Origin of the sequence: Thioalkalivibrio sp. AKL9 (assembly GCF_000377825.1) — a bacterium.
In the GTDB taxonomy this organism is placed as follows: domain Bacteria; phylum Pseudomonadota; class Gammaproteobacteria; order Ectothiorhodospirales; family Ectothiorhodospiraceae; genus Thioalkalivibrio; species Thioalkalivibrio versutus.
In genome coordinates this window covers 1-23,198 of the sequence record NZ_KB905111.1, presented here as the reverse complement: position 1 = coordinate 23,198, position 23,198 = coordinate 1, and the positions used below count along the sequence as shown (strand labels likewise).

Annotated in this window: 19 protein-coding genes and 2 pseudogenes; 18 read left to right on the top strand and 3 right to left on the bottom strand. The window is 66.1% G+C overall.

What is annotated here, in order from left to right; translation table 11 throughout:
* Window positions 1-6: 6 nt before the first annotated feature.
* The 18 genes and pseudogenes from D573_RS0109525 to D573_RS14290 form a co-directional block, all read left to right on the top strand.
* Entirely contained in the window at window positions 7-2,244 is a 2,238-nt protein-coding gene (locus D573_RS0109525) for a methyl-accepting chemotaxis protein (RefSeq protein ID WP_018938352.1), read from the top strand.
* A 35-nt stretch (window positions 2,245-2,279) separates the two neighbouring features.
* Entirely contained in the window at window positions 2,280-3,101 is an 822-nt protein-coding gene (locus D573_RS0109520; protein WP_018650616.1) for a protein-glutamate O-methyltransferase CheR, read from the top strand.
* Window positions 3,101-3,724, top strand: coding sequence for a chemoreceptor glutamine deamidase CheD (gene cheD / locus D573_RS0109515; RefSeq protein ID WP_018938353.1), 624 nt, complete (start codon window positions 3,101-3,103; stop codon window positions 3,722-3,724). The genes D573_RS0109520 and cheD overlap by 1 nt, the downstream gene beginning before the upstream one ends.
* Window positions 3,725-4,804 carry a chemotaxis response regulator protein-glutamate methylesterase gene (locus D573_RS0109510; RefSeq protein WP_018938354.1) on the top strand — a complete coding sequence of 360 codons (1,080 nt, stop codon included), beginning with the start codon at window positions 3,725-3,727 and terminating at the stop codon, window positions 4,802-4,804. It abuts the gene before it with no gap.
* 11 nt (window positions 4,805-4,815) lie between these two features.
* Entirely contained in the window at window positions 4,816-6,015 is a 1,200-nt protein-coding gene (locus D573_RS0109505) for a methyl-accepting chemotaxis protein (RefSeq protein ID WP_018650617.1), read from the top strand.
* 257 nt (window positions 6,016-6,272) lie between these two features.
* Window positions 6,273-6,578 carry an STAS domain-containing protein gene (locus D573_RS0109500; RefSeq protein ID WP_018938355.1) on the top strand — a complete coding sequence of 102 codons (306 nt, stop codon included), beginning with the start codon at window positions 6,273-6,275 and terminating at the stop codon, window positions 6,576-6,578.
* 7 nt (window positions 6,579-6,585) lie between these two features.
* Window positions 6,586-8,370 carry a SpoIIE family protein phosphatase gene (locus D573_RS0109495; RefSeq protein WP_018938356.1) on the top strand — a complete coding sequence of 595 codons (1,785 nt, stop codon included), beginning with the start codon at window positions 6,586-6,588 and terminating at the stop codon, window positions 8,368-8,370.
* Window positions 8,367-10,577 (top strand): bifunctional diguanylate cyclase/phosphodiesterase, encoded by a 2,211-nt coding sequence (locus tag D573_RS0109490; protein ID WP_026287957.1) that lies wholly within the window; start codon window positions 8,367-8,369, stop codon window positions 10,575-10,577. Before D573_RS0109495 ends, D573_RS0109490 begins: the two co-directional genes overlap by 4 nt.
* Window positions 10,578-10,815: 238 nt before the next feature.
* Window positions 10,816-11,535 carry an SDR family NAD(P)-dependent oxidoreductase gene (locus D573_RS0109480; RefSeq protein WP_018650621.1) on the top strand — a complete coding sequence of 240 codons (720 nt, stop codon included), beginning with the start codon at window positions 10,816-10,818 and terminating at the stop codon, window positions 11,533-11,535.
* A 303-nt stretch (window positions 11,536-11,838) separates the two neighbouring features.
* Complete coding sequence (locus tag D573_RS0109475; RefSeq protein WP_026182047.1) at window positions 11,839-12,042, top strand: cold-shock protein; 204 nt, start codon at window positions 11,839-11,841, stop codon at window positions 12,040-12,042.
* 395 nt (window positions 12,043-12,437) lie between these two features.
* On the top strand, window positions 12,438-14,009 hold the full coding sequence (gene murJ / locus D573_RS0109470; protein ID WP_018938359.1) for a murein biosynthesis integral membrane protein MurJ: 1,572 nt from the start codon (window positions 12,438-12,440) through the stop codon (window positions 14,007-14,009).
* 54 nt (window positions 14,010-14,063) lie between these two features.
* The gene (gene ribF / locus D573_RS0109465) at window positions 14,064-15,026 is read left to right on the top strand and encodes a bifunctional riboflavin kinase/FAD synthetase (RefSeq protein ID WP_018650622.1); all 963 of its coding nucleotides are present in this window, start codon (window positions 14,064-14,066) and stop codon (window positions 15,024-15,026) included.
* 33 nt (window positions 15,027-15,059) lie between these two features.
* Complete coding sequence (gene ileS, locus D573_RS0109460; protein ID WP_018938360.1) at window positions 15,060-17,906, top strand: isoleucine--tRNA ligase; 2,847 nt, start codon at window positions 15,060-15,062, stop codon at window positions 17,904-17,906.
* The gene (gene lspA / locus D573_RS0109455) at window positions 17,906-18,409 is read left to right on the top strand and encodes a signal peptidase II (protein WP_018169269.1); all 504 of its coding nucleotides are present in this window, start codon (window positions 17,906-17,908) and stop codon (window positions 18,407-18,409) included. Before ileS ends, lspA begins: the two co-directional genes overlap by 1 nt.
* Before the next feature lie 12 nt (window positions 18,410-18,421).
* Window positions 18,422-18,856 (top strand): peptidylprolyl isomerase, encoded by a 435-nt coding sequence (locus D573_RS0109450; RefSeq protein ID WP_018938361.1) that lies wholly within the window; start codon window positions 18,422-18,424, stop codon window positions 18,854-18,856.
* A gap of 18 nt (window positions 18,857-18,874) precedes the next feature.
* A complete protein-coding gene (gene ispH / locus D573_RS0109445) occupies window positions 18,875-19,825 on the top strand; it encodes a 4-hydroxy-3-methylbut-2-enyl diphosphate reductase (RefSeq protein WP_018175583.1) in 951 nt (316 codons plus the stop codon).
* Window positions 19,826-20,235: 410 nt separating this feature from the next.
* Window positions 20,236-21,090 carry a formyltetrahydrofolate deformylase gene (gene purU, locus D573_RS0109440; protein ID WP_018938362.1) on the top strand — a complete coding sequence of 285 codons (855 nt, stop codon included), beginning with the start codon at window positions 20,236-20,238 and terminating at the stop codon, window positions 21,088-21,090.
* Window positions 21,091-21,209: 119 nt separating this feature from the next.
* Window positions 21,210-21,884, top strand: a pseudogene (locus D573_RS14290) (serine protease); the annotation flags it as partial.
* Here D573_RS14290 and D573_RS13845 read toward each other — a convergent pair.
* From D573_RS13845 to D573_RS0109425, 3 genes and pseudogenes are all read right to left on the bottom strand, one after another.
* Window positions 21,869-22,132: pseudogene (locus D573_RS13845) on the bottom strand (hypothetical protein); the annotation flags it as partial. The pseudogenes D573_RS14290 and D573_RS13845 overlap by 16 nt on opposite strands.
* Window positions 22,129-22,542, bottom strand: coding sequence for a (deoxy)nucleoside triphosphate pyrophosphohydrolase (locus D573_RS0109430; protein ID WP_026287958.1), 414 nt, complete (start codon window positions 22,540-22,542; stop codon window positions 22,129-22,131). The gene D573_RS0109430 and the pseudogene D573_RS13845, both read right to left, overlap by 4 nt.
* Before the next feature lie 371 nt (window positions 22,543-22,913).
* The coding region (locus D573_RS0109425) for an integrase core domain-containing protein (RefSeq protein ID WP_018939196.1) at window positions 22,914-23,198 on the bottom strand (285 nt) is incomplete at its 5' end.

Genomic DNA, 23,198 nt, shown 5'->3' with positions numbered 1-23,198 from the left:
CGGGCCATGACGACACGCAAACGCAACAAGCTGGGCAACGACCCGCTGGGCTGGCTCGACGAATCCGGCCCGGCCGGCGAGGCGAGCGGCGACGAGCCCTCGACCGCGCCCCAGCCGACGGCTACGGCCATGCCCGAGCCCCTATCCGGCCCGCAAACCGACACTTCCAAGAAAACGAACAAACCCGCGCGTCGCCGCACCCCGGCGTCGCGCCAGACGAACAAGCAAAGCGAGGACACCCCCATGGCAGCCAATCCGCAAACCGACACCGGCAGTGACCAGAACAGCCTCTTCATGCGTGCCGCCGTGCAAGGTGCGCGGACCGCGCTGATGATGTGCGACAGCGAGATGAACATTGTCTACGCCAATCCGGCCGTGGTCGAACTTCTGCGCAACCGGCGCGACACCCTGCGCCGGGAGTTCCCGGGCTTTGATCCGGACAACCTGGTGGGTCAGTCGATCGACCAGTTCCACAAGGACCCGACGCACCAGCGCGCAATCCTTCAGAACCCCAAAAACCTGCCCTTCGAGGCCCGGATCCAGGTCGCCGACCTCAAATTTCGTCTAAACGCGACAGCGGTGCTGGATGACGCCGGCAACTACCTGGGCAACATGGTCGAGTGGCAGGACATCACCGAACAGGAACGCGTGGAGCAAGAACGCACGCGAATGCGCGCCGCGGTCGAGGGTTCGCAAACCGCGCTGATGATGTGCGATCCGGACATGAATATCGTCTATGCCAACCCTTCCGTGGTGAGCCTGCTTCGCAGCCGTAGCGATGTCTTGCGCCGGGAGTTCCCGAACTTCGATCCGGACAACCTGGTGGGGCAGTCGATCGACCAGTTCCACAAGGACCCGACGCACCAGCGTGCGATCCTCCAGAACCCCGCGCGTCTGCCCTTCGAGGCAAACATTCAGGTCGCGGACCTGTATTTCAACCTAAACGCGACCGCCATTATCGATGCCGACGGGAACTACGCCGGTAACATGGTCGAATGGCGTGACACCACCGAGATGCGTCGGGCCGAGGATGCCATTGACGCCCTGATCAAGGACGCGGCTGCCGGCAACCTCGGCGAACGCCTGCTGCCGGAGGACTACCAGGGCTTTGCGCGCAATATTGCCGAGGGTGTCAACGAACTGTTGGACGCGGTGGTCCCGCCGCTGCGCGAGGGCTCCCGGGTCATGCAAGCGATGTCCGAGGGCGATCTGGCCGTGCGTATGGAAGGCGACTTCCAGGGAGAGTTCGGGAAATTCCGCGACGCCATCCACACCTCGCTCGAGAACCTCGACAACCTGGTTGGGCAGATCCTCGAGGGCGCCGGCAACGTGCGCTCGGCCTCGGCCGAGATCGCCCAGGGCAACACCGACCTGTCCCAGCGCACGGAAGAGCAGGCCTCCTCGTTGGAGGAGACGGCCTCGTCGATGGAGGAGATGACCTCCACGGTCAAATCCAACGCCGACAATGCCCGCCAGGCCAACCAGCTCGCCAGTGCCGCGCGCGACAAGGCGCAGGAAGGCGGCCAGATCGTCGAGAAGACGGTCTCGGCGATGGGCGAGATCAACCAGTCGTCAAAGAAGATCGCCGACATCATCGGCGTGATCGACGAGATCGCGTTCCAGACCAACCTGCTGGCGCTCAACGCGGCAGTGGAAGCCGCCCGCGCTGGCGAGCAGGGGCGTGGCTTTGCCGTGGTCGCCACCGAGGTGCGCAACCTGGCACAGCGCAGTGCCCAGGCCGCGAAGGAGATCAAGACCCTGATCAACGACTCGGTAGAGCGCATTGGCGAGGGCAGCAAGCTGGTCGACAACTCCGGCAAGGCGCTGGAGGAGATCGTCGACTCGGTGAAGAAGGTCTCCGACATCATTGCCGAGATCGCCGCCGCCAGCGAGGAGCAATCCACCGGCCTCGACGAGATCAACAAGGCTGTGACCCAGCTCGACGAGGTTACCCAGCAGAACGCCGCGCTGGTCGAAGAAGCCGCAGCCGCCAGCGAGTCGCTGGACGACCAGTCACGCGAGCTGCTGGACCTGATGGGCTTCTTCAAGGGCGTTGAGGCACCGATGGCCCGCCAGGCCATGCCGCAGTCGACTGCACGACCAGCCACCGGCAGGGCGGCTAGTGGCACGCCCGGACTGAAGCGCCCGGCCTCCGCCGGCGGCAACCACGAAGGCGGATCGGCCAAACGGCCGACCCCGGCTCCCTCGCGCCAGGCGGCGACCGAAGAATGGGAAGAATTCTAAGGCCCCGCAATCAATCCATCTCAGGGAGACACTGATTGGCCGCCTCCGACCGCCTGAGCGAACGCGACTTCCGGCGCGTTGTCCGCCTAACGCAGGAACGCACCGGAATCATGCTCAACGAGAGCAAGAAGGAGCTGGTATTCAGCCGGCTCTCGCGTCGGCTGCGCGTGCTCGGGCTGGATGCCTTCGACACCTATCTGGACCGAGTCGAAGGGGATGACGAGGGCGAAATTGAGGAGTTCATCAATGCGCTGACCACCAACCTGACCGCGTTCTTCCGCGAACCGCATCACTTCGAGATGCTGGGTGGCCCAGTGCTGCAGGAGATCCGACGGCTCAACCCGAACGGCCCGCTGAAGGTCTGGTCGGCGGGGTGCTCCACCGGCGAGGAGCCCTACTCCATCGCCATGACCCTGGCCGAGGCCCTGCCCTCGCCGGATGAGGTACGCATCCTGGCCACCGATATCGACTCGCGCGTGGTCGAGCATGCCGACGCCGGGGTCTATGACGCGAAGCGCGTCACCGGCATCCCGGGCGCACGCCAGCAACGCTGGCTGTTGCGCGGCAAGGGGGCCAACGAGGACCGGGTGAAGATCCGCGACGAACTGCGCGCCATGGTGCACTTCCGCCAACTGAACCTGTTCGATCCGTGGCCGATGAAGGGCCCGCTGGACGTAATCTTCTGCCGCAACACGCTGATTTACTTCGACAAGCCAACCCAGAAGCAGTTGGTGGAGCGCTTTGCCCAACTGCTACGCCCGGAGGGCTATCTTTTTATCGGTCACTCAGAGTCCCTGTTCCGCGTGACTGATGACTTCCGGCTGCTGGAACAGACGCTGTACCGGCGGGCCCGCTGATGCCCACCCTGCCGCAGCTGCACGATGGCGCCTTCGCGCACATCAATCGTTACTGGGATCGGGTGCATGCCTGCCCGGCGGCGAAGCTGCTGCCAGGCGAATGCTATGTCACGGTATCGCGTTCGGAGCTGATCACGACGGTACTCGGCTCCTGCGTCTCCGCCTGCGTATGGTCACCCGAAGCCGGGGTCGGAGGCATGAACCATTTCATGCTGCCGGATGGCGACCGCAACAGCGGCTGGGGGCCGGCCGTCTCCAACGCCACCCGCTACGGCACCCATGCGATGGAATTCCTGGTCAACGAACTGCTAAAGCTGGGAGCCCGCCGCGAGGATCTGCGCATCAAGATGTTTGGCGGTGGCCGCGTGATGGCCGGAATGAGCGATGTCGGCGCGGGCAACATCGCCTTCATGCGCCGGTTCCTGCAGGACGAGAACCTGGAACTGGTGGCGGAAGACGTGGGCGGGCGCTGGCCGCGCAAGGTTGTGTTCTTTCCTGCCACCGGGCGGGCACGGGTCAAGAAGCTCGTGTCCCTGCACAACAACACCCTGCTCGAACGCGAGCAGGACTACCGCCGCCGACTGCAGGACGAACCCCTGCAGGGCGACGTGGAGCTCTTCTAGATGTCTGCCACCTCCAAGCCCATTCGCGTCCTGGTCGTCGACGACTCGGCCCTGATCCGCAAGCTGCTTACGGAAATCCTGTCCCAGGCGCCGGACATCGAGGTCGTGGCTGCCGCCGCCGACCCCTTCGACGCTCGCACCAAGATCAAGCAACACGAACCGGACGTGCTGACCCTGGATGTGGAGATGCCGAAGATGGACGGCATCACCTTCCTGCGCAATCTGATGCGGCTGCGCCCGATGCCGGTCGTGATGGTCTCGTCACTGACCGAGGAAGGGGCCGACGTGACCCTGGAGGCGCTGGAGGTCGGCGCGGTAGATTTTGTCACCAAGCCCAAGGTGGATGTCTCCCACGCCCTGCAGGACTATGCCGACGTGCTGATCGACAAGGTCCGCACGGCGGCGCGCGTCCGCCTGCAGGCGCGCAGTGCCACCCCCGCCCCGGCACCGCAGCGGCTGGCCAGCGTGGGCAGCGGACGTTTCCGAACCACCGACCGGGTCATCGTCCTGGGCGCCTCCACCGGTGGCACCGAGGCCCTGCGCGAGGTCCTGGTCGCCCTGCCACCGGACGCCCCGGGTATCCTCATCACCCAGCACATCCCGGCGGGGTTCAGCCGCGCCTTCGCCGAGCGCATGGACCGTAACACCGCGCTCAGCGTAAAAGAGGCCGAGGACGGCGATATCGTGATGCCGGGGCATGCCTATGTGGCCCCTGGCAGCGACTACCACCTGCGCCTGGCGCGCGACGGCGCCCGCTACATCTGCCGGCTCGACCAGGGCGGCCCGGTAAACCGCCACCGCCCCAGCGTCGACGTGCTGTTCAACTCCGCCGCCGAGCAGGCGGGGGCCAACGTCGTCGCCGCCCTGCTGACCGGCATGGGCGACGATGGCGCCCGCGGTCTGCGAGCGCTGCGCGACGCCGGCGCCCACACCATCGCCCAGAACGAGAACACCAGCCTGGTCTGGGGCATGCCTGGCGAAGCGGTCAAACTGGACGCCGCGGTGCAGGTCCTGCCGCTGGGAGGCATCGCCGCGTCCCTGATCCGTGACCACCGCAACGCCGCCGCATCCGGCCAATAGGAGCAATGTGAATGGACGACCGCATGCAATGGCTCACCCGTGATTCGGCCCAGAAAGGCCTGGCGCTGGCACTGACCGCCCTGCTCCTGCTCGCGGCCATCATCGCCGGCTTCTACGCCGCCTGGTGGCAGGCACTGGCCGCCACGACCCTGGCCGGGCTGGCGGCGGTTCTGGCCCTGGGCATCCAGCAGCGCGGGCCGACAACCGCTGACACCGTGTCCGATGAGCGCGCCTCCCCGGGCCAGCCCACCGGCGGGAGCGAACTCTCCGACGAACTGGATCAGGCGATGGATTTCGAACTGGGGCAGCTGTCGGCCGAGATCGGCCGCCAACGCGGGCTGATCGCCGAGGCGGTGAAGGAACTGGGTTCCAGCTTCAACGAGATGCACCAGATCGCCGGACGCCAGATGGAACTGATGACCAGCGAGGTCGCCCAGGACGGTGACGACGAGGGCATGACCCATGCCGAGGTCATCACTGAGCTGACCCGCAAGTCCGACGAGACCCTGCAGATGTTCATCGACACCCTGGTCCAGATCAGTCGCCAGAGCGTCGAGAGCGCCCACCACATGGAAGACATGAGCCAGCACATGGACGGGGTGTTCAAGCTGCTGGACAGTGCCGGCGCGATCGCCGGGCAGACCAACCTGCTGGCGCTGAACGCCAGCATCGAGGCCGCCCGCGCCGGCGAGGCCGGACGCGGCTTCTCGGTAGTTGCCGACGAGGTACGCTCGCTGTCGCAGCGTTCGGCAACCTTCCATGACGACATCCGCAAACAAATCGACCAGGCCCGCGAGTCGATCAGCAAGGTGCATGGCACGGTACACGACATGGCCTCGCGCGACATGAACGAAAGCATGGGCGAAAAAGAGCGCATTACTCACCTGTTCGAATATGCCAGGCGCGCCACCGACGAACTGGACGAGCGTATCCGCGAGGAGGCAGAGTTGAGTGAGCGCATGAATCAGGCGGTTTCCATCGCCGTGCGCTCACTGCAATTCGAGGACATTGCCCGACAGTCGCTGGTCACCGCCGAAGAGGCGGTTACCCACCTGCAGGAACTGCAGGGTATCCTGCACGAGGCCCGCTCGACCGAAGACGCCCGGGCCATGGCGCAGCGCGTGCGCGAGTGGCGCGACCGGCGCCAGGAGAACTACCACCGCGCGGTGGACCAGCAAAACATGGCCACCGGCGACGTGGAATTGTTCTGAAGTCTTGCCATCCAACACCCCGCCGACGTCGCCCTTCCGGCATCACGCCGGCCAGCAGCCGCCGGGGAAGCGCAGCTTCATTCGCGCCTCCCCGCGGCACGTCGGATGTGCCACCGGAATCGACCGGACCACACGGTTGATTCCGCCGCAAGCTGCGACTCGGGTTTGCAGCGTCGCTTGCGCCGAACAAGCCAGGGTGGCTTTGTTCAGCGCCTACTTCACCGGGCACGAAGCCCCCAAAGCGCCAGGAATCGCATATGAGTATCGAGCAACACACCTCCGACGACGGCAAGGAAGTCCGCATCCGGGTCAAGGGTCGCTTCGACTTCGAACAGCACCAGGACTTCCGCGCCGCCTACCGCGACACCGCCGGGACTGGTGTGCGTTACACCGTGGACCTCTCGCAGACCGAATACATGGACAGCTCCGCGCTGGGCATGCTGCTCCTGCTGCGCGAACACGCCGGAGGCGAGTTCTCCGATATCACCGTCACCGGTGCCTCCCAGGGCGTACGCAAAGTGCTGGATATCGCCAATTTCGGCCGCCTGTTCCGCATTCAGTAGCAGGGTCGTGGACGAACAGACCAACATCCCGACCAGCAACGAATCCTCGCCGGGCGATCTGATCTCCGGCGAGGGACTGGTGCTGGTGGTCGACGACGACCCGCACAACCGCCGCCTGCTGCGAATGATGCTGATGGGCGCCGGATACCGAATCCGCGAGGCCAACAACGGTCTTGCGGCCGTGGAGGCCTGCCGCGAGCAAGTGCCGGACCTGATCCTGATGGACGTGATGATGCCGGAGTTGGACGGCTACCAGGCCACCTCCCGCATCAAGGCCGCGATGGGCCATCACTTCGTCCCGGTGATCTTCCTGACCGCCCTGGACGATGAGAACGCCCTGCTGCGCGGCATCGAGTCGGGCGGGGATGATTTCCTCAGCAAGCCGCTGAATCTCGCGGTCCTCAAGGCCAAGATCCATGCGATGGAGCGCCTGCGCGACCTGCACGCGGGGCTGCAAAGCCGCAATGAGGCCCTGCTGCGCGCCCAGGCTCGCCAGGCCTGGGAAGAAGAGACCGCCGAAGGCCTGTTCTCGCGCGCCATCACCCGCCGCAACCAAGGTCTGGACCGGTTGCGGTTGCATCGCTGCGCTGCCTCCACCTTCAGCGGCGACGTAGTACTCTCCGACTACACCCCCGACGGGGCGCTGCGCGTCCTGGTAGGCGATTTCACTGGCCACGGGCTGACCGCCGCGATCGGGACATATCCGGTCAGCGAGACCTTTCACACCCTGACCCAGGAAGGCGTGGACGACCAAGAACTGCTACACGAGTTGAACCACGTCCTGCACGATTTCCTGCCAGCCGCGATGTTCATGGGTGCGCTGCTCGTCACGTTCTCCGCCGACGGCCGCCGGGTCCGCCTGTGGAACGGCGGCATGCCCGACGCCTGGCTGTGCAACTCGCAACGGGACCGGGTGCGGCGCATCCAGTCCCAGGCCATGCCACTGGGCATCCTCGACCGCCTCGACGCTGATACCGGAACCCGTTCCTTCGATCTAGACGAGGGCGACTGGCTCACGCTGGTCAGCGACGGGGTGCTGGAGGCCACCGATGTCGCTGGCACCGCGTTCGGCGAAGGCACGATCTCTCGCCACTGCCAGTCCAGCCAGTCCTCTGCGGATGCTTTCGAGCGCATCCGCGAAGCGCTGGACACCCACTGCGGGGAAAAGACGCCCGCCGACGACATGACCCTGGTGACCATCGACTGCACGCCCGCGGTAGTCACCGAAAGCGAACGCCCACAGGGTCGCCAGCTAGGGGGCACCCTACGTTGGTCAGTGGAGGCCAGCGACCAACGCCTGGCCGAGATTGACTTGGTCGGCGCGGCCCGATCCCAGCTGCTCGAATGGCTGCCGAACCTGGGAGGCGGCCACGCCGAGGCACTACAGACGGTCATCGCCGAGCTTTGCAATAACGCCTTCGAGCACGGTGTGCTGCGCCTGGACTCCGACATGAAGGCCACGGTAGAGGGCTTCGAGCAGTACTACCGCCAACGGGCCGAGGGCCTGCGCGACATTCACGGGCGGATTGGCATCTCCCTGCGCTACCGACCCATGACCGGCCAGCACTGCATCCGCATCCGGGTGCGCGACAGCGGCCCCGGCTTTGATCACCGCCAGATCCGGGAGGCGCTGGAAGGCCGTGGCGACAAGCGCCTATGGGGACGCGGCCTGAATCTGGTACGCCAGCTCTGCCATCAGGTGCGCTATCAAGGCAGCGGCAACGTGGTAGAAGCGGACTATCGTTGGGGTGCTGCCGTGGATAACGCGGCCGAGAGTGGAGCTTCAGGATGACTTACGCACTGGAGTCCAGGCCCAGTCCGGTGCCGATCGACTTGGTCAACGCCCTGAGCGAAGCAGTGCTGTTTGTCGCGCCGGATGGCCACGTGCGCTATGCCAACCCGGCGGCCGAGCGCCTGTTTGGCAGCACCGCCTGCAGCCTGGACGGGCGCGACATGGCCGCCCTGATCACGCCCCGGGACCCGGACTTCGATCTGCTCGAACGGCTGCGCGAATCGACGCGCGCGGATGGATGGATCCCCCGCCGCGATCCGGTAAACATCCTTTGCGACGACGGGGAGACGCGGTCGGCCCTCCTCGATATAGGAACCTGCCAGCACACGCATGAGAATGTGCAGTTCATAGTCCTGCGGGAGCAACGGCCGGATCGGCCCGACGACACGCCGGAACAGGCCGAGTACCTGCGCGAGGCCATCGATCTGCTAACCCGCCAGGTACAAGAACGCATGCGCGCCGAACAGGCCCTGCAGGACAGTCATCGGCGCCTGGTGGCCGCGCAGCGTGTAGCCCGGATCGGCCACTGGGAGCTCGTACTGGAGACCGCCGAGCTCCAGCTGTCATCCAGTGCCAGCGTCCTGTTCGGGCATGACAAGCAGCCCCGCTCCATGACCCGCGAGGCACTGGTCGAAGCCACCCATCCGGATGACCGCGCGGCCCTAGGCTTTGCCCTGCTGCGTCTGGCCAACGGGGAAACCGAACGTTTCTCGATTCGGCACCGCCTGCTACTGCCCAACGGCGAGGAACGCTATATGCTGGCCGAGGGCGAGCGCGCCGAGGATTTGCCCGCCCGTATCCTCGGCATCCATCAGGACCTGACCGAGCGCGCAAAAACCGAGCAGGCACTGTTCAAGCTCGTGAATTTCGACGCCCTGACGGGCCTGCCCAACCGCACCGGGCTGCGCAGCCGATTGCGGGCCACCCTGAGCGAGGCCGAGCGTCAGGGGGAGTCGCTGGCGGTACTGCTGCTGGACATCGACCGTTTCACATCCATCAACAGCACCCTGGGCCATGACGTCGGGGACGCCCTGTTGAACGCGCTGGCCCAGCGCATGCAGAACCTGCTGCGCCCGCGCGACACTCTGGCCCGCCTGGCCGCTGACGAGTTCGCCGTGATCCTGACCGAGATCGAGAACCTCGCCCATGCGCAGGAACGCGCCCAGACCATTCTGGATCACTGCTCGGAACCGTTTGCCCTCGGGAAGGGCCTGCATGTCGCCACCAGCAGCGTGGGCATCAGCCTGTTCCCGCAGGATGCACGCGGCAAGGACGACCTACTGCGGCACGCCACCAGCGCCCTGCACGAGGCCAAGGGTTCGGGCGGCAACACCTGCCGCTTCTATACCCAGGAGCTGAACACCCAGGCGCGCGAACAGCTGGAGCTGGAACAGGGACTGCGTGGCGCGCTTCGCCAGCAAGAATTCGAGCTCCATTATCAACCCCAGATCGGACTGAATCGCGGCGACCCCGTTGGTGTCGAGGCCCTGATCCGCTGGCATCACCCCGAGCGCGGCATGGTATCGCCGGGCGACTTCATCCCGCTGGCCGAGAAGACCGGGCTGATCGTGCCCATCGGCGACTGGGTCCTGCGCACCGCAACCCGGCAACTGGCGGAATGGGATCGCCTGGGCCTGCCACCGCTGCGCCTGGCCATCAACCTGTCCGCCCGGCAGTTCGCCGACCCCGAACTGCCCGAGCGCATCCTGGAGACCCTGCAGGCGGCCGGGCTCGCCCCCGAGCGCCTGGAAGTGGAGATCACCGAGAGCGTACTGGTCGAGGATATCGACGCGGCGGCCGCGATGCTCCAGCGTCTGGTGCACCTGGGCGTCTCGGTGGCGATCGACGACTTCGGCACCGGGCAGTCGTCCCTGCGCTACCTGCGGCGGCTGCCGCTGACCACGCTCAAGATCGACCGTGAATTCACCTGGGGCATCGGCAACGACCCGGACGACGAGGCGATTACCCGGGCGATCATCGGCCTGGGCAAGACCTTGAAGCTCCGGGTATTGGCCGAGGGCGTGGAGACTGAACAGCAGCACGCCTTCCTGCGCGACATGGGCTGCGACGAGGTCCAGGGCTTCCTGCTCGGCCGTCCGATGCCCGCCGCCCAGCTCGAACGCGAATGGAAGGAACACTCGCACACCGGGGTAACCGCATTGGGTGTACACCACAGAGGACGGGGCGAAAACCGAGGATGGCCTTGAAGCGAGCAGGATGCTGATGAGCGCAGCGAATCGCATCGATCCCACGGGGCAACCCGCCCCCGATGCGTGTCACATAGCTCAACGCATCCTACCGCTGCACGCCGCGAATCCGCCTGAAGGCCTTGTGGTGTCCTCTGTGCCCTCTATGGTGAAAACGCTTTTCACCTGACCCTTCTGCGTGTCTTCGTGGGCTTCGTGGTAGACAATCCCTCCATCGGCAAAACCAAGGAGAAAGAGCATGCAGGACGGCAGTTTCGGTTCGGCACTCGTCACCGGTAACTCCAGCGGTCTGGGCCTGGGCCTCACCCGGGCACTGCTGGAACGCGGCGCGAAGGTCTACGGCATGAGCCGGCGCGGCTGCCCCGAGGCCGGGGTGAGCGGCGACGAAAAAGTGGATCTGGGCGATTTCAACGCCACCGGGGCCGCAATGGAGCGGCTGCTGGGCGGCGTGGACCGCGTTGATCTGGTGGTGCTAAACGCCGGGCTACTGGGCCACATGCAGCGCATGCAGGACGCGCCGATGGACGAGTTGCGCCTGCTGATGGACGTGAACACCTTCGCCAACAAGGTCATCCTCGACGCGCTGCTGAAGCAGCGCGTGGCCGTCGGCCAGATCATCGCGATCTCCTCCGGCGCGTCGGTCTCCGGGCATGCCGGCTGGAGCGGCTATTCGCTGTCCAAGGCCGCGCTGAACATGATGATGCAGCTCTACGCGCACGAGTTCCCCGAAGAGACCGCCATCAACGCCTTCGCCCCGGGCCTGGTCGACACCGCGATGCAGGACTACCTGTGCGACGAGGCCGACCGCGAGAGCTTCCCGGTGCTCCAGCGCCTGAAGGCGGCGCGCGGCACCCCGGACATGCCCGACCCGGAAAACGCCGCGCGCGCCATCCTGGATGCCCTGCCGCGCCTGCGCCACACGACCCGCGGCAGCTTCGTCGACATCCGCCAACTCTGACGCCCGTTTCGGTTTCGCACGCAGAAAACTGCGGTGGAAACGCTCTTGACGCTGCCCTTCTTCGCGGCTTCGGGCGGTTGGGGCGCGGACCGCGACCCAACCCGGAAAATCGGCTTCGCAGCGCCAAAAAAGGTTCATGAAGGTGCGTTGGATTTTGCCTGGGATGGCGCGTATAGTCGGTAGCGTGATTCGTGGTTGAGCGACAACACTAGGAAGTTTCTAGTTTCTGAACCAGTGCTCCCGTTGATCTGTTGGCAGCATGCCGCGAACACATTTGTTAGTTACATGAAGAGGTTACAAGTTGTGAATACTGGTGTTGTGAAGTGGTTCAACGAGAGCAAGGGTTTTGGTTTCATTACCCCCGATGATGGCGGCAAGGACGTGTTCGTCCATTTTTCCGCGATCAGCGGTTCGGGTTTCAAGACCCTGGCCGAAGGCCAGAAGGTCTCCTTTGAAATCCAGGAAACCGCCAAGGGCCTGGCCGCCGGCGAAGTGACCGCCATCTAAGGCGCCACTCCCAAGGCTGACGGCTCCTTCGTTGGACCGTCCGAAAAGGCCGCCTCCGGGCGGCCTTTTTCGTATCCGGCGTTCTGCATTCACTACCAAACGACCCCCTATCCCCTCTGTGCCCTCTGTGTGCGATCGCTCTTGACTTGGAAGTAACGGGTAGGATGCGTTGAACGCAGTGAAACGCATCGGGGTCGGGCCGTCCCCGGATCGATGCGATTCGCTACGCTCATCAGCATCCTACCCACCACCCAACGCCCTCCCTAACCCCTGCGTCCTCTGCGACCTCTGTGGTGCAATCGCTCTTGAGCGTGCGCTTCGTGGTGAATGCAGAAGTTCATCGAGAATGATTCAAGTACACTGCGGGGCTTTCCCGAAGGCTGCTCCCGCACGCGATGAACCGCCTGTTTCGCTCCACCGCCGTCGTCAGTGGCATGACCATGATCTCCCGGATCATGGGCTATCTGCGCGACATGGTGCTGGCGGTCACCTTCGGCGCCGGGCCGGCCACCGACGCCTTTTTCGTCGCCTTCCGCATCCCGAATTTTCTGCGCCGACTGTTCGCCGAAGGCGCCTTCAACCAGGCCTTCGTTCCGGTGTTCGCGGAGTTCCGCGAGAAGCGCGGGCGCGAGGCCCTGCGTGATTTGCTGGATCACACCGCCGGCACCCTGATGACGGTGGTCACCGTCGTGACCCTGATCGGGATCCTGGCGGCGCCGGCACTGATCTGGGTGTTCGCCCCGGGGCTGGGCACCCAGGAGGCCGGGCGCCAGGACCTCGCCGCAGCCATGCTGCGGATCACCTTCCCTTATCTGCTGTTCATCTCGCTGACCGCAATGGCGGCCGGCATTCTCAACAGCATCGGGCGCTTTGCGGTGCCGGCCTTCACCCCGGTCTTCCTGAACCTGTCGATGATCGTCGCCGCGCTGTGGCTGGCGCCGATGTTCGACGAGCCGGTGGTGGCCCTGGCCTGGGGGGTGTTTATCGCCGGGGCCCTGCAACTGGCCTTCCAGATCCCCTTTCTGTGGCGCGCGGGGCTACTGCCGCGCCCGCGCTTTGGACGCGCCCACGAGGGGGTGCGCCGGATCGTGAAGCTGATGCTGCCGGCGATCCTCGGGACCTCGGTGGTACAGATCAACCTGCTGGTGGACACCCTGATCGCGTCGTTCCTGGTGGCCGGATCGATCTCCTGGCTGTACTTCGGCGACCGCTTCGTGGAGCTGCCGCTGGCCCTGTTCGGGATCGCGATCGGCACGGTGATCCTTCCGCGCCTGGCGCGGCAGTACAACCTGGCCGACCCGGCCGCCTTCGGTCGCACCCTGGACTGGGCCCTGCGCCTGGCGATGCTGGTCGCGCTGCCGTCGATGGTCGGCCTGGTCGTGCTCGCAGTGCCGATCCTGGCCACGCTGATCCAGTATCAGGCCTTCACCCAGTTCGATACCTACATGACCGCGATGGCCCTGGCGGCCTATGCCCTGGGCCTGCCCGGCTTCATCCTGATCAAGGTGCTGGCGCCTGGCTTCTTCGCTCGCCAGGACACCAAGACCCCGGTGAAGATTGCGATCATCGCCATGCTCTGGAACATGGTGCTGAACGGCACCTTTGTGCTGCCGTGGTATCTCTCCGGCACACCCGGAGCGCACGCCGGACTGGCGCTGGCCACCTCGGCCTCGGCCTATATCAACGCCGGGTTGCTCTACCGCGGGCTGATCCGCGAGGGCATCTACCAGCCAGGACCGGGTTTGCGCTCGTTACGCCTGGGGCTGCCCCTGGGGCTCGCCGCGATGATCGGGGTGCTGATCTGGCTCTCGCCGGAGTTCGGCCAGTGGACCGAGTGGCCCGTCGACACCCGCCTGCTGACGCTCACCGGCCTGATCCTGGCCGGCACCGCCACACTCGCCGCCACGTTGTGGCTGACCGGCGTGCGCCCGCACCACTTGCTGCTGCGCGAAGGCACCGATCAATGATGCCGGGGAAGGCCCCGGCGGGTTATACTTTCGGTTTTGCGCGGGATCGGGGCGATGCGGCTGATTCGCGGCCTGGGGCCGGCCGACAGCAAGGCGTTCGAGGCAGCCGGCATGCATGGCGCGGTGGTGACCATTGGCAACTTTGATGGTCTGCATCGTGGTCATCAGGCTGTTCTGGGACGGCTACTCGAGGCGGCGCAGGATCGCCAGGCGCCGGCGCTCCTGATGACCTTCGAGCCGTTGCCACGCGAGTACTTCGCCGCACGCTCCCAGGCCCCCGCGCCACCCGGCCGCCTGCAGCGGCTGCGCGATCGCCTGGTGACGCTGGGCGACAGCGCCCTCGGCGCAGCCTGGGTCCTGCGTTTCGACGCGCAGCTGGCGGGGCTTTCGGCCACGGCCTTCATGGAGGAGGTCCTGCATCGCCGCCTGGGCGCCCGCCATGTGCTGGTGGGCGACGACTTCCGCTTCGGACGCGGACGCGAGGGCGATCAGTCGGCCCTGCAGACGGCCGGCAAACGGCTTGGCTTCACCGTCGAATCCACCCCGACGGTGCGTGACGCCGAGGGGCGCATCAGCAGCACGCGGGTGCGCGCCGCCGCCGTCGCCGGCGACTTCGCCCGCGTGGCGGAACTCCTGGGGCGGCCCTACCGGCTGCACGGCCGGGTTGCACACGGCGACAAGCGCGGGCGCACCATCGGCTTTCCCACCGCGAACCTGCGCCTGGGGCCATGGCCGCTGGCACTGCGCGGGGTGTACTCCGGCTGGCTGCGCCGGGCCTCCGGCGAGGCCCTGCCCGCCGTCGCCAACATCGGCTGGCGTCCGACGGTGGGTGGCACCGAACAGCGTCTGGAGGCCCACGTACTCGAGGGCCAACCCGACCTGTACGGCGAGGCCGTCTGTTTTGAACCCGTCGCGCAGGTGCGCGGCGAGCAACGCTTCGAGGGCCTGGAGGCGCTGCGCGCGCAGATCGCGCGTGACGTCGAAACCGCCCGCACGCAACTCTCCGCACACGACTGAAACCGGCCCGCAGGGCCGATCCGGAACTCGCTAATGGCACGCAAACCGGCACCGCCGAACCCCTACAAGGACACCCTCAACCTGCCCGAGACGGCCTTCCCCATGCGCGCCGGCCTGGCGACGCGGGAGCCGGAGTGGCTGGAGGCCTGGAAAGCCGAGGACCGCTACCAGCGGCTGCGCGAATACTGCGCCGGGCGGCCGCGCTTCGTGCTGGCCGACGGCCCTCCGTATGCGAACGGCTCGATCCACGTCGGCCACGCGGTCAACAAGATCCTCAAGGACGTGATCGTGAAGAGCCGCACGCTGACCGGCTTCGACGCCCCCTACGTGCCGGGCTGGGACTGCCACGGCCTGCCGATCGAGCTGAAGGTGGAACAAAAGCTGGGCAAGGCCGGGCGCGACGTGGACGCCGCGACCTTCCGCAAGGCCTGTCGCGAATACGCCCAGGAGCAGGTGGACGGCCAGAGCGCGGACTTCCAGCGTCTGGGCGTACTGGGTGACTGGGACAACCCCTACCTGACCATGAACTACCAGGTGGAGGCGGACACCGTCCGCGCGCTGGGCACCATCTTCAAGCGCGGCCACGTGCAGATGGGCGAGAAGCCGGTGCACTGGTGCGTGGACTGCGGCTCGGCCCTGGCCGAGGCCGAGGTCGAGTACGAGGACAAGTTCTCGCAGGCGATCGACGTGCGCTTCCGCGTGGTCGACGACATCGACTTCCTGCGCCGCTTCGACGGCATCGACGGCTCGCGCGGCCCAATCAGCGTGGTGATCTGGACCACCACCCCATGGACCCTGCCGGCCAACCAGGCGGTCGCCCTGCACCCGGAACTGAACTACGCCCTGGTGGAGCTGGAACACGAACGCATCCTGCTGGCGGAGGACCTGGTCGAGGACTGCCTGGCGCGCTACTCCCTGGGCGAAGGCCACATCGTGGCACGCACCAAGGGGCAAGCACTGGAAGGCCTGATGCTGCGCCACCCGTTCCTGGAGCGCGACGTGCCGCTGATCCTCGGCGATCACGTGACCACCGAGACCGGTACCGGCGCGGTGCATACCGCCCCCGGCCACGGCCAGGAGGACTATGCGGTCGGGCTGCAGTACAGCCTGCCGGTGGAAAACCCGGTGGGCCCGGATGGCCGCTTCCTGCCCGACACCCCGCACTTCGCCGGCGAGAACGTGCACCAGGCCAACGGCCACGTGATCGACGTGCTGAAGGAGCACGCCGCGCTGATCGTGGCGGTAAAGTTCGAGCACAGCTATCCGCATTGCTGGCGCCACAAGACCCCGATCATCTTCCGCGCGACGCCGCAGTGGTTCATCAGCATGGACCGCGCCGAGCTGCGCGCCGATGCCCTGAAGGCCATCGCCGACACGGAGTGGATGCCGAGCTGGGGCCAGGCCCGGATCCACGGGATGGTGGTCAACCGCCCGGACTGGTGCATCTCGCGCCAGCGCAACTGGGGTGTGCCGATCCCGTTCTTCGTGCACAAGGAAACCAACCGCCTGCATCCGCATACCGCAGAGCTGATCGAGACCATCGCACAGCGCATCGAGCGCGACGGTATCGAGGCGTGGTTTCAGCTGGATCCGAAAGAGGTGTTGGGCGAGAAGGCCGACGACTACGTGAAGCTCAACGACACGCTGGACGTCTGGTTCGACTCGGGCGTGCTGCACTCCACGGTCGTGGAGAAACGCCCGGAACTGGGCGAGCTGCCGGTGGACCTGTTCCTGGAGGGCTCGGACCAGCACCGCGGCTGGTTCCAGTCCAGCCTGCTGACCAGCGTGGCCATGCGCGGCGAGGCGCCCTACAAGGCGGTGCTGACCCACGGCTTCACGGTGGACGAGAAGGGCGAGAAGATGTCCAAGTCGCGCGGCAACGTGGTCGCGCCCCAAGAGGTGGTCTCCACCCTGGGGGCGGACATCCTGCGCCTGTGGGTCGCGGCGACCGACTTCTCCGGCGAGATGGCGATCTCCAAGGACATCCTCGACCGCACCGCCGATGCCTATCGCCGCATCCGCAACACGACGCGCTTCCTGCTGGGCAACCTGAACGGCTTCGAGCCGGCCGAGCATGCCCTGCCACTGGAGGATCTACTGCCCCTGGACCGCTGGATCGTCGCCCGCGCACTGCAGGTACAGGGCCAGGTCACGCAGGCCTACGACGGCTACCAGTTCCACCAGATCTACCAGCGGGTACACAACTTCTGCTCGGTGGAGCTGGGCAGTTTCTACCTGGACGTGATCAAGGATCGTCAGTACACCACCCAGGCAGACTCGCACGCCCGCCGCTCGGCACAGACCGCGCTATATCACGTGGCCGAGGCCCTGACCCGCTGGGTGGCCCCGATCCTGACCTTCACCGCCGAGGAGATCTGGCAACTGCTGCCCGGCGAGCGTCCGGACAGCGTGCTGTTCGCCACCTGGTACGAGGGGCTGGCGCCCCTGCCCGAAGACGCCACGTTCTCCGATGGCGACTGGGACCGCATCCTGGAGGTGCGCACCCATGTCGCCCGCGCGCTGGAGCTGGCGCGCAACGAGCAGGGCATCGGCGCCTCGCTGAATGCCGAGCTCGACCTGCACCTGCCGGCCGACTCGAGTGCCCGCAGCCTGCTGGAACGCCTCGGAGACGAATTGCGCTTCGTGCTGATCACCTCCGAGGCCCGCCTCGCCGAAGGCGCCGCACCGGAAGCGGCGCATGCCGCGGAACTCGGCGACGGGACGCCGCTGGGCGTGGCGGTGCACAAGAGCGAACAGCCCAAGTGCGCCCGCTGCTGGCACCGCCGCCCGGACGTCGGTCAACACACCCAGCATCCGGAACTGTGCGGGCGCTGCGTCAGTAACGTGGACGGTCCGGGCGAGACCCGGCGTTTCGCTTGATGGGCTTGCGGGGGTCCGGCCTCGGCCCGGGGCTGCTGATCGCGGTGGCCATCGTGCTGGCCGACCAGGTCACCAAGGTCTGGGCGGAGCATGCACTGACGCTGTTCGCGCCGGTCGAGGTCACGAGCTTCTTCAACCTGTCGCTGGTGTACAACCCGGGTGCGGCCTTCAGCTTTCTGGCCGGGGCCGGGGACTGGGGCCGCTGGCTGCTGACCGGCATTGCCGTGGTGATCGGGCTTCTGATCCTCGTCTGGCTGGCCCGCCTGCCACGCCAGGCCTGGTGGTCGGTGACCGCCCTGGGCCTGGTGCTGGGCGGCGCCATCGGCAACCTGATCGACCGCGTGCGCTACGGCGCGGTGGTGGATTTTCTGGACTTTCACTGGGCGGGCTATCACTGGCCGGCCTTCAACGTGGCGGACATGGCCATTGTTGTAGGGGCGATCACGCTGATCGTCGCCACCTTCATCGAGGGCGATCGCAGCCACTCGGGCAACACAGACTAGTCGGGAGCACACATGACCACGGCCACCAAGGGCGCGCACATCGAGATGCACTACCGCCTGATCCTGGAAAACGGCTTTGTCGTGGACGGGACGGGCGAAGAACCCATCACCCTGGAGATCGGTTCCGGCGAGATCCTGCCCGGGCTGGAGGATCTTCTGGTCGGTCTGATCGCAGGCGACCACCGGGAATTTGCGATCGAGGCCGGCGTCATGTTCCCGTTTCGGGACCAGGCGGCGGTACAGCAGATGCCGCGCTCGCAGTTCCCGGCCGACCTGCCGCTAGAAGTGGACTACATCTACGAGTTCAACAGCCCGGCCGGCGATGCCGTACCCGGCCGCATCGAAGCGGTGGAGGACGCCACCGTGACGGTGGATTTCAACCACCCGCTGGCGGGGCAGAACTTCACCTTCGAGGTGGATGTGCTATCGGTAAGTGAACCGCAATAGGTCGCAGGAGAGTCTCCTATGAGCATGCAGGCCCAGCTCGCCAATCCGCGCGGTTTCTGCGCCGGGGTGGAACGCGCCATCGAGATCGTGGAACGCGCCCTGGAGATCTACGGCGCGCCGCTATACGTCCGCCATGAAGTGGTGCACAACCGGCACGTGGTCGGGCGTCTGACGGATGCCGGCGTGCGCTTCGTCGACGAGCTGGACGAGGTCCCCGACGGCCAGGTGGTGATCTTCTCCGCCCACGGCGTGCCCAAGCGTGTGCAGCAGGAGGCCGAACAACGCGGCCTGACGGTGTTCGACGCCACCTGCCCGCTGGTCACCAAGGTGCATCTGGAGGTAGCGCGCTATGCCCGCGAGGGCCGCGAGGTGGTGCTGATCGGCCACGCCGGGCACCCCGAGGTCGAAGGCACTCTGGGCCAGTTCGATGATTCCCGGGGCGGGAGCATGATGCTGGTCGAGACCATCGCGGACGTCGAGAACCTGGAAGTCGCGAATCCGGACCGTCTGGCCTTCGTGTCGCAGACCACGCTGTCGATGGACGACACGGCCGGGATCATCGACGCCCTCACCGCGCGCTTCCCGAAGATCGAGGGCCCGCGCAAGATGGACATCTGCTACGCCACCCAGAACCGCCAGGACGCGGTGAAGGACCTGGCGAAGCAATGCGACCTGCTACTGGTGGTCGGGTCGAAGAACAGCTCGAACTCAAACCGCCTGAGCGAGATCGGCGCACGCATGGGCGTGGAGTCTTATCTGGTGGACGGCGCAGCCGACATCGACCCGGCCTGGCTCGAGGGCAAGAGCCGCATTGGCGTCACCGCCGGCGCCTCGGCCCCGGAGGTCCTGGTCAACGAGGTGCTCGACTTCCTGCGCGGACACGGCGTCGACGCCGTGTCCGAACTCGCCGGCCGCGAAGAGACCATCACCTTCTCCATCCCCACCGGCCTGCGCCGCGAATCTGCCTGACCCGCCCCGTCCTTCCCTGCGCCGATTTGTTCACCACGAAGCGCACAAAGAGATGAAGAGGGCAAGGCGAATGAACCACAGAGGTCACGGAGATAACCGGGGATGGCTTTGTGGCAGGCAGGAAGCTGATGAGCGCCGCGAATCGCATCGATCCTTTTGAAAGGCCCAAACCCGATGCGTAGCAGAATCTTGTCATCCCGGCCGTAGCGCAGTGGAGAGCCGGGATCTTCCAAGGCTGCCACCGACGCATCTCCAACCCCGGGAGATCCCGGATAACCGCTGCGCGGTTTCCGGGATGACTTCGCTTGGGGCGATGCCCTCTGTGGTAAAAATGCCCATGACCTGCTCCGCGCCTTTGCGCGCTTCGTGGTGAAACCCGCCCTGGACCTTATTCGGGATACTTAAACGACATGGATGATCGACCCCGTTTTCGGCTGAGTATCCGCTGCCCCGATCAGCACGGAATCGTCGCGCGTATTGCCAACGCAATCGCAAATACCGATGGCTGGATCACCGAGGCAGCCCAGCACACCGATGCCGAGGCCGGCTGGTTCTTCATGCGCTGGGTGTTCTCATTGCCCGTGGACGCCGAGCCCGCCCTGCGTGAACGGCTGGATGAACTGGCCCGCGATCTTGGCATGGACTGGTGGCTGGCGGGGGCCGACACCCGCCCGCGCGTGGTGCTGATGGTCTCGCGCGAACCGCACTGTCTCAGCGACCTGCTGGCCCGCTGGAGCAACGACGAACTGCCGATGGAGATCCCGGCAATCCTTTCCAACCACCACGACCTGGCACCGCTGGCGGATTGCTACGGCATCCCGTTCGAGCACATCCCCGTGCCGCGCGAAGATCGCGAGGCCGCCTTTGCCACCCTGCAGGCGCGCCTCGCCGAGCTGGCGCCCGATGCCATCGTGCTGGCGCGCTACATGCAGATCCTGCCGCCCACGCTCTGCGACGAATACCCCGAGCGTATCCTCAACATCCACCACAGCTTCCTGCCGTCGTTCGTCGGTGCCCGCCCCTACCACCAGGCCTTCGCCCGCGGCGTGAAGCTGATCGGCGCCACCTGCCACTACGTCACCGAGGACCTCGACGCCGGCCCGATCATCGAGCAGGACGTCACCCGCATCCGCCACGACGACGGCGTGCAGGACCTGATCCGCAAGGGCCGCGACGTCGAACGCTGGGTCCTCGCCCGCGGCCTCCGCTACCACCTCGAGGGCCGCGTCCTCACTCACGGCAACAAGACCATCGTCTTCAACTGACGGGGTGTCGACGCGGCGTTAAAGCGCCCTCTGGCCATGAGCCCCTTCGCCTAACGCATCACCACCACGGCCGGAACCGCCTGACCTAGACTCGAACCATCGACTGGCGGGGATGGCCCATGGACAGCACGACGAGCAAGCGATCCGCCCTCTTCTTCCGGGGCTTTTCGGCAGACACCTGGCAGCGCGCGAGGAAGACGCTGAAGGTGCTGGCCACGGCGAGCCTTCTGGCCCTGCTGGTTACCCAGCGCCCGGCTGCCGCCGACGGGCTGCCGGACACGATCGAGCGCATCAAGCCCTCGGTAGTCAGTATCGCGACCCACCAGCCGTCGCGCAGCCCGCGAGCCAATTACCTCGCAACCGGATTTGCGGTCGGCGACGGGCGCCTCATCGTTACGAATCACCATGTGATCCCGGAATCACTGGATCATGCAAACCGCGAGCAACTCGTGGTAGTCAGCGGCGAAGGTCGCGACACCTCCATCCACAGCGCGGAGCTTGTGGCCCATTCGGCGAACGACGACCTGGCCCTGTTGCGGATCGCCGGCCCTCCACTGCCGCCCTTGCGACTGGGATCGTCGGACGCCGTACGCGCGGGCGAGCAGCTGGCTTTCACTGGCTACCCGATCGGCATGATCCTGGGCATCTACCCCGCGACCCATCGTGCCAACGTGGCCGCACGCACCCCCATGGCGATCACCGCCCGCCGCTCGAGAGAACTGAGCGAGGCTCACATCCGGCAACTGCGCGTCGGCGCGCCGATGGTGTTTCAGCTGGATGCCACCGCCAGCCCCTGCACGGCCCGGGTCCAGTCTTCGTGTCCCTTCTCGCGCAGCTCACCCGCGCGCTCACCGAGCCGATGGGCCAGCTCGGCGACCAGGCTCATCGCCAGATCGTCGCCCTCCATGCCCTGGCTCCAGCGGGCGTGGCCCTCCAGCCCCAGGGCCTCCAGCGCCTGCCGGACCCGGGGTGTATCCAGACGCTCATGCAGGCCGACCCATTGCGCCCCGGACAGGGATTTAGCGGCGCCATCTCGGCTCATGCGGAACGTCCCGCAATAAAGGCTTCCAGCAATGGGATGTCCGCGGGCGCGAGCTCAAGCCCGCGAGCCTCCAGTGGCGACACCCAGCACCAGCGATCGTGCACCGTCAGCACCGGGCTCTCGTCATCCGTCCACGCCCGCAGCGCCACCAACTCAAGACCCCCATTACCCGGAATCGGCGTGCGTCCGATCTCTTCCCCCACCCGGAGATCCATCACCAATTCTTCTCGAAACTCGCGGCACAATGCCGTCGCAAGGTCCTCGCCCGGCTCCGCCTTGCCACCGGGGAATTCCCAATACCCCGCCAGCGCCTGATCGGCCCTGCGACGCGCCAGAAAGATCCGCCCCTGTGCATCCTCCAGAATGCCGCAGACCACCACCGCCTGATTCGCATCTATGAGCGTTTCCAACACCGCTCTCCATTTCGCCTGCTCGGATCCTACCAGGGAACGCCGCCACGGCTCCTGCAGGAAGCTCGTTTCTCCGGCCACGCGTGGTCGCTCCTCCCGTCACGCCCATTCCGCGATAACGGTGATATACCGATTCTGTATAGCACCGTGCTCTGCCACGCTCGTGCCGTAGATCTCCTCGTCTCGACCCGAATCAGTCCACCCGCAAGGCTTCAACGTCGGCCCCTGCGTCTCACCCACGTTGCACCGGAGGACCGATGTAAGTCGTTGAACACGAGCCGAATAATGCTCGTTCAAGCGGATGAGGCGCCCTGCGACTCGACGCGACGCCTAATACCATGGTCAAAGCATGGTTAACCAGTAACGGTGTACTAGCTGTGGAGTCTCACGAGGTTGTCCTCGGGTAGGCCGAGGATGCTGATGGGTGGTTGTTGGTTCAGGCTACCGTGTGGACGGTGCCAGTTGTAGTCATGGATCCATCGGGGAAGATGGTTTTTGCGTTCCTTTGACGTGGCGTAGGTGAAGGCATAGGCCCACTCGCGCAAGGCGGTCTGGATGAAGCGCTCGGCCTTGCCGTTGGTTCGGGGCGTGTAGGGCCGGGTGCGACGGTGGCGGATCCCCAGTCGTCGGCAGGCCTGACTGAACGCCCGGGCGTG

Excerpts from the sequence above, each read along its gene's own strand:
- lspA (WP_018169269.1), top strand. The coding sequence starts at position 17,906 with ATGGGCTTGCGGGGGTCCGGCCTCGGCCCGGGGCTGCTGATCGCGGTG.
- D573_RS0109510 (WP_018938354.1), top strand. The coding sequence starts at position 3,725 with ATGTCTGCCACCTCCAAGCCCATTCGCGTCCTGGTCGTCGACGACTCG.
- ileS (WP_018938360.1), top strand. The coding sequence starts at position 15,060 with ATGGCACGCAAACCGGCACCGCCGAACCCCTACAAGGACACCCTCAAC.
- D573_RS0109500 (WP_018938355.1), top strand. The coding sequence starts at position 6,273 with ATGAGTATCGAGCAACACACCTCCGACGACGGCAAGGAAGTCCGCATC.
- ribF (WP_018650622.1), top strand. The coding sequence starts at position 14,064 with ATGCGGCTGATTCGCGGCCTGGGGCCGGCCGACAGCAAGGCGTTCGAG.
- murJ (WP_018938359.1), top strand. The coding sequence starts at position 12,438 with ATGAACCGCCTGTTTCGCTCCACCGCCGTCGTCAGTGGCATGACCATG.
- D573_RS0109505 (WP_018650617.1), top strand. The coding sequence starts at position 4,816 with ATGGACGACCGCATGCAATGGCTCACCCGTGATTCGGCCCAGAAAGGC.
- D573_RS0109525 (WP_018938352.1), top strand. The coding sequence starts at position 7 with ATGACGACACGCAAACGCAACAAGCTGGGCAACGACCCGCTGGGCTGG.
- purU (WP_018938362.1), top strand. The coding sequence starts at position 20,236 with ATGGATGATCGACCCCGTTTTCGGCTGAGTATCCGCTGCCCCGATCAG.
- cheD (WP_018938353.1), top strand. The coding sequence starts at position 3,101 with ATGCCCACCCTGCCGCAGCTGCACGATGGCGCCTTCGCGCACATCAAT.
- D573_RS0109480 (WP_018650621.1), top strand. The coding sequence starts at position 10,816 with ATGCAGGACGGCAGTTTCGGTTCGGCACTCGTCACCGGTAACTCCAGC.
- D573_RS0109450 (WP_018938361.1), top strand. The coding sequence starts at position 18,422 with ATGACCACGGCCACCAAGGGCGCGCACATCGAGATGCACTACCGCCTG.
- D573_RS0109490 (WP_026287957.1), top strand. The coding sequence starts at position 8,367 with ATGACTTACGCACTGGAGTCCAGGCCCAGTCCGGTGCCGATCGACTTG.
- ispH (WP_018175583.1), top strand. The coding sequence starts at position 18,875 with ATGAGCATGCAGGCCCAGCTCGCCAATCCGCGCGGTTTCTGCGCCGGG.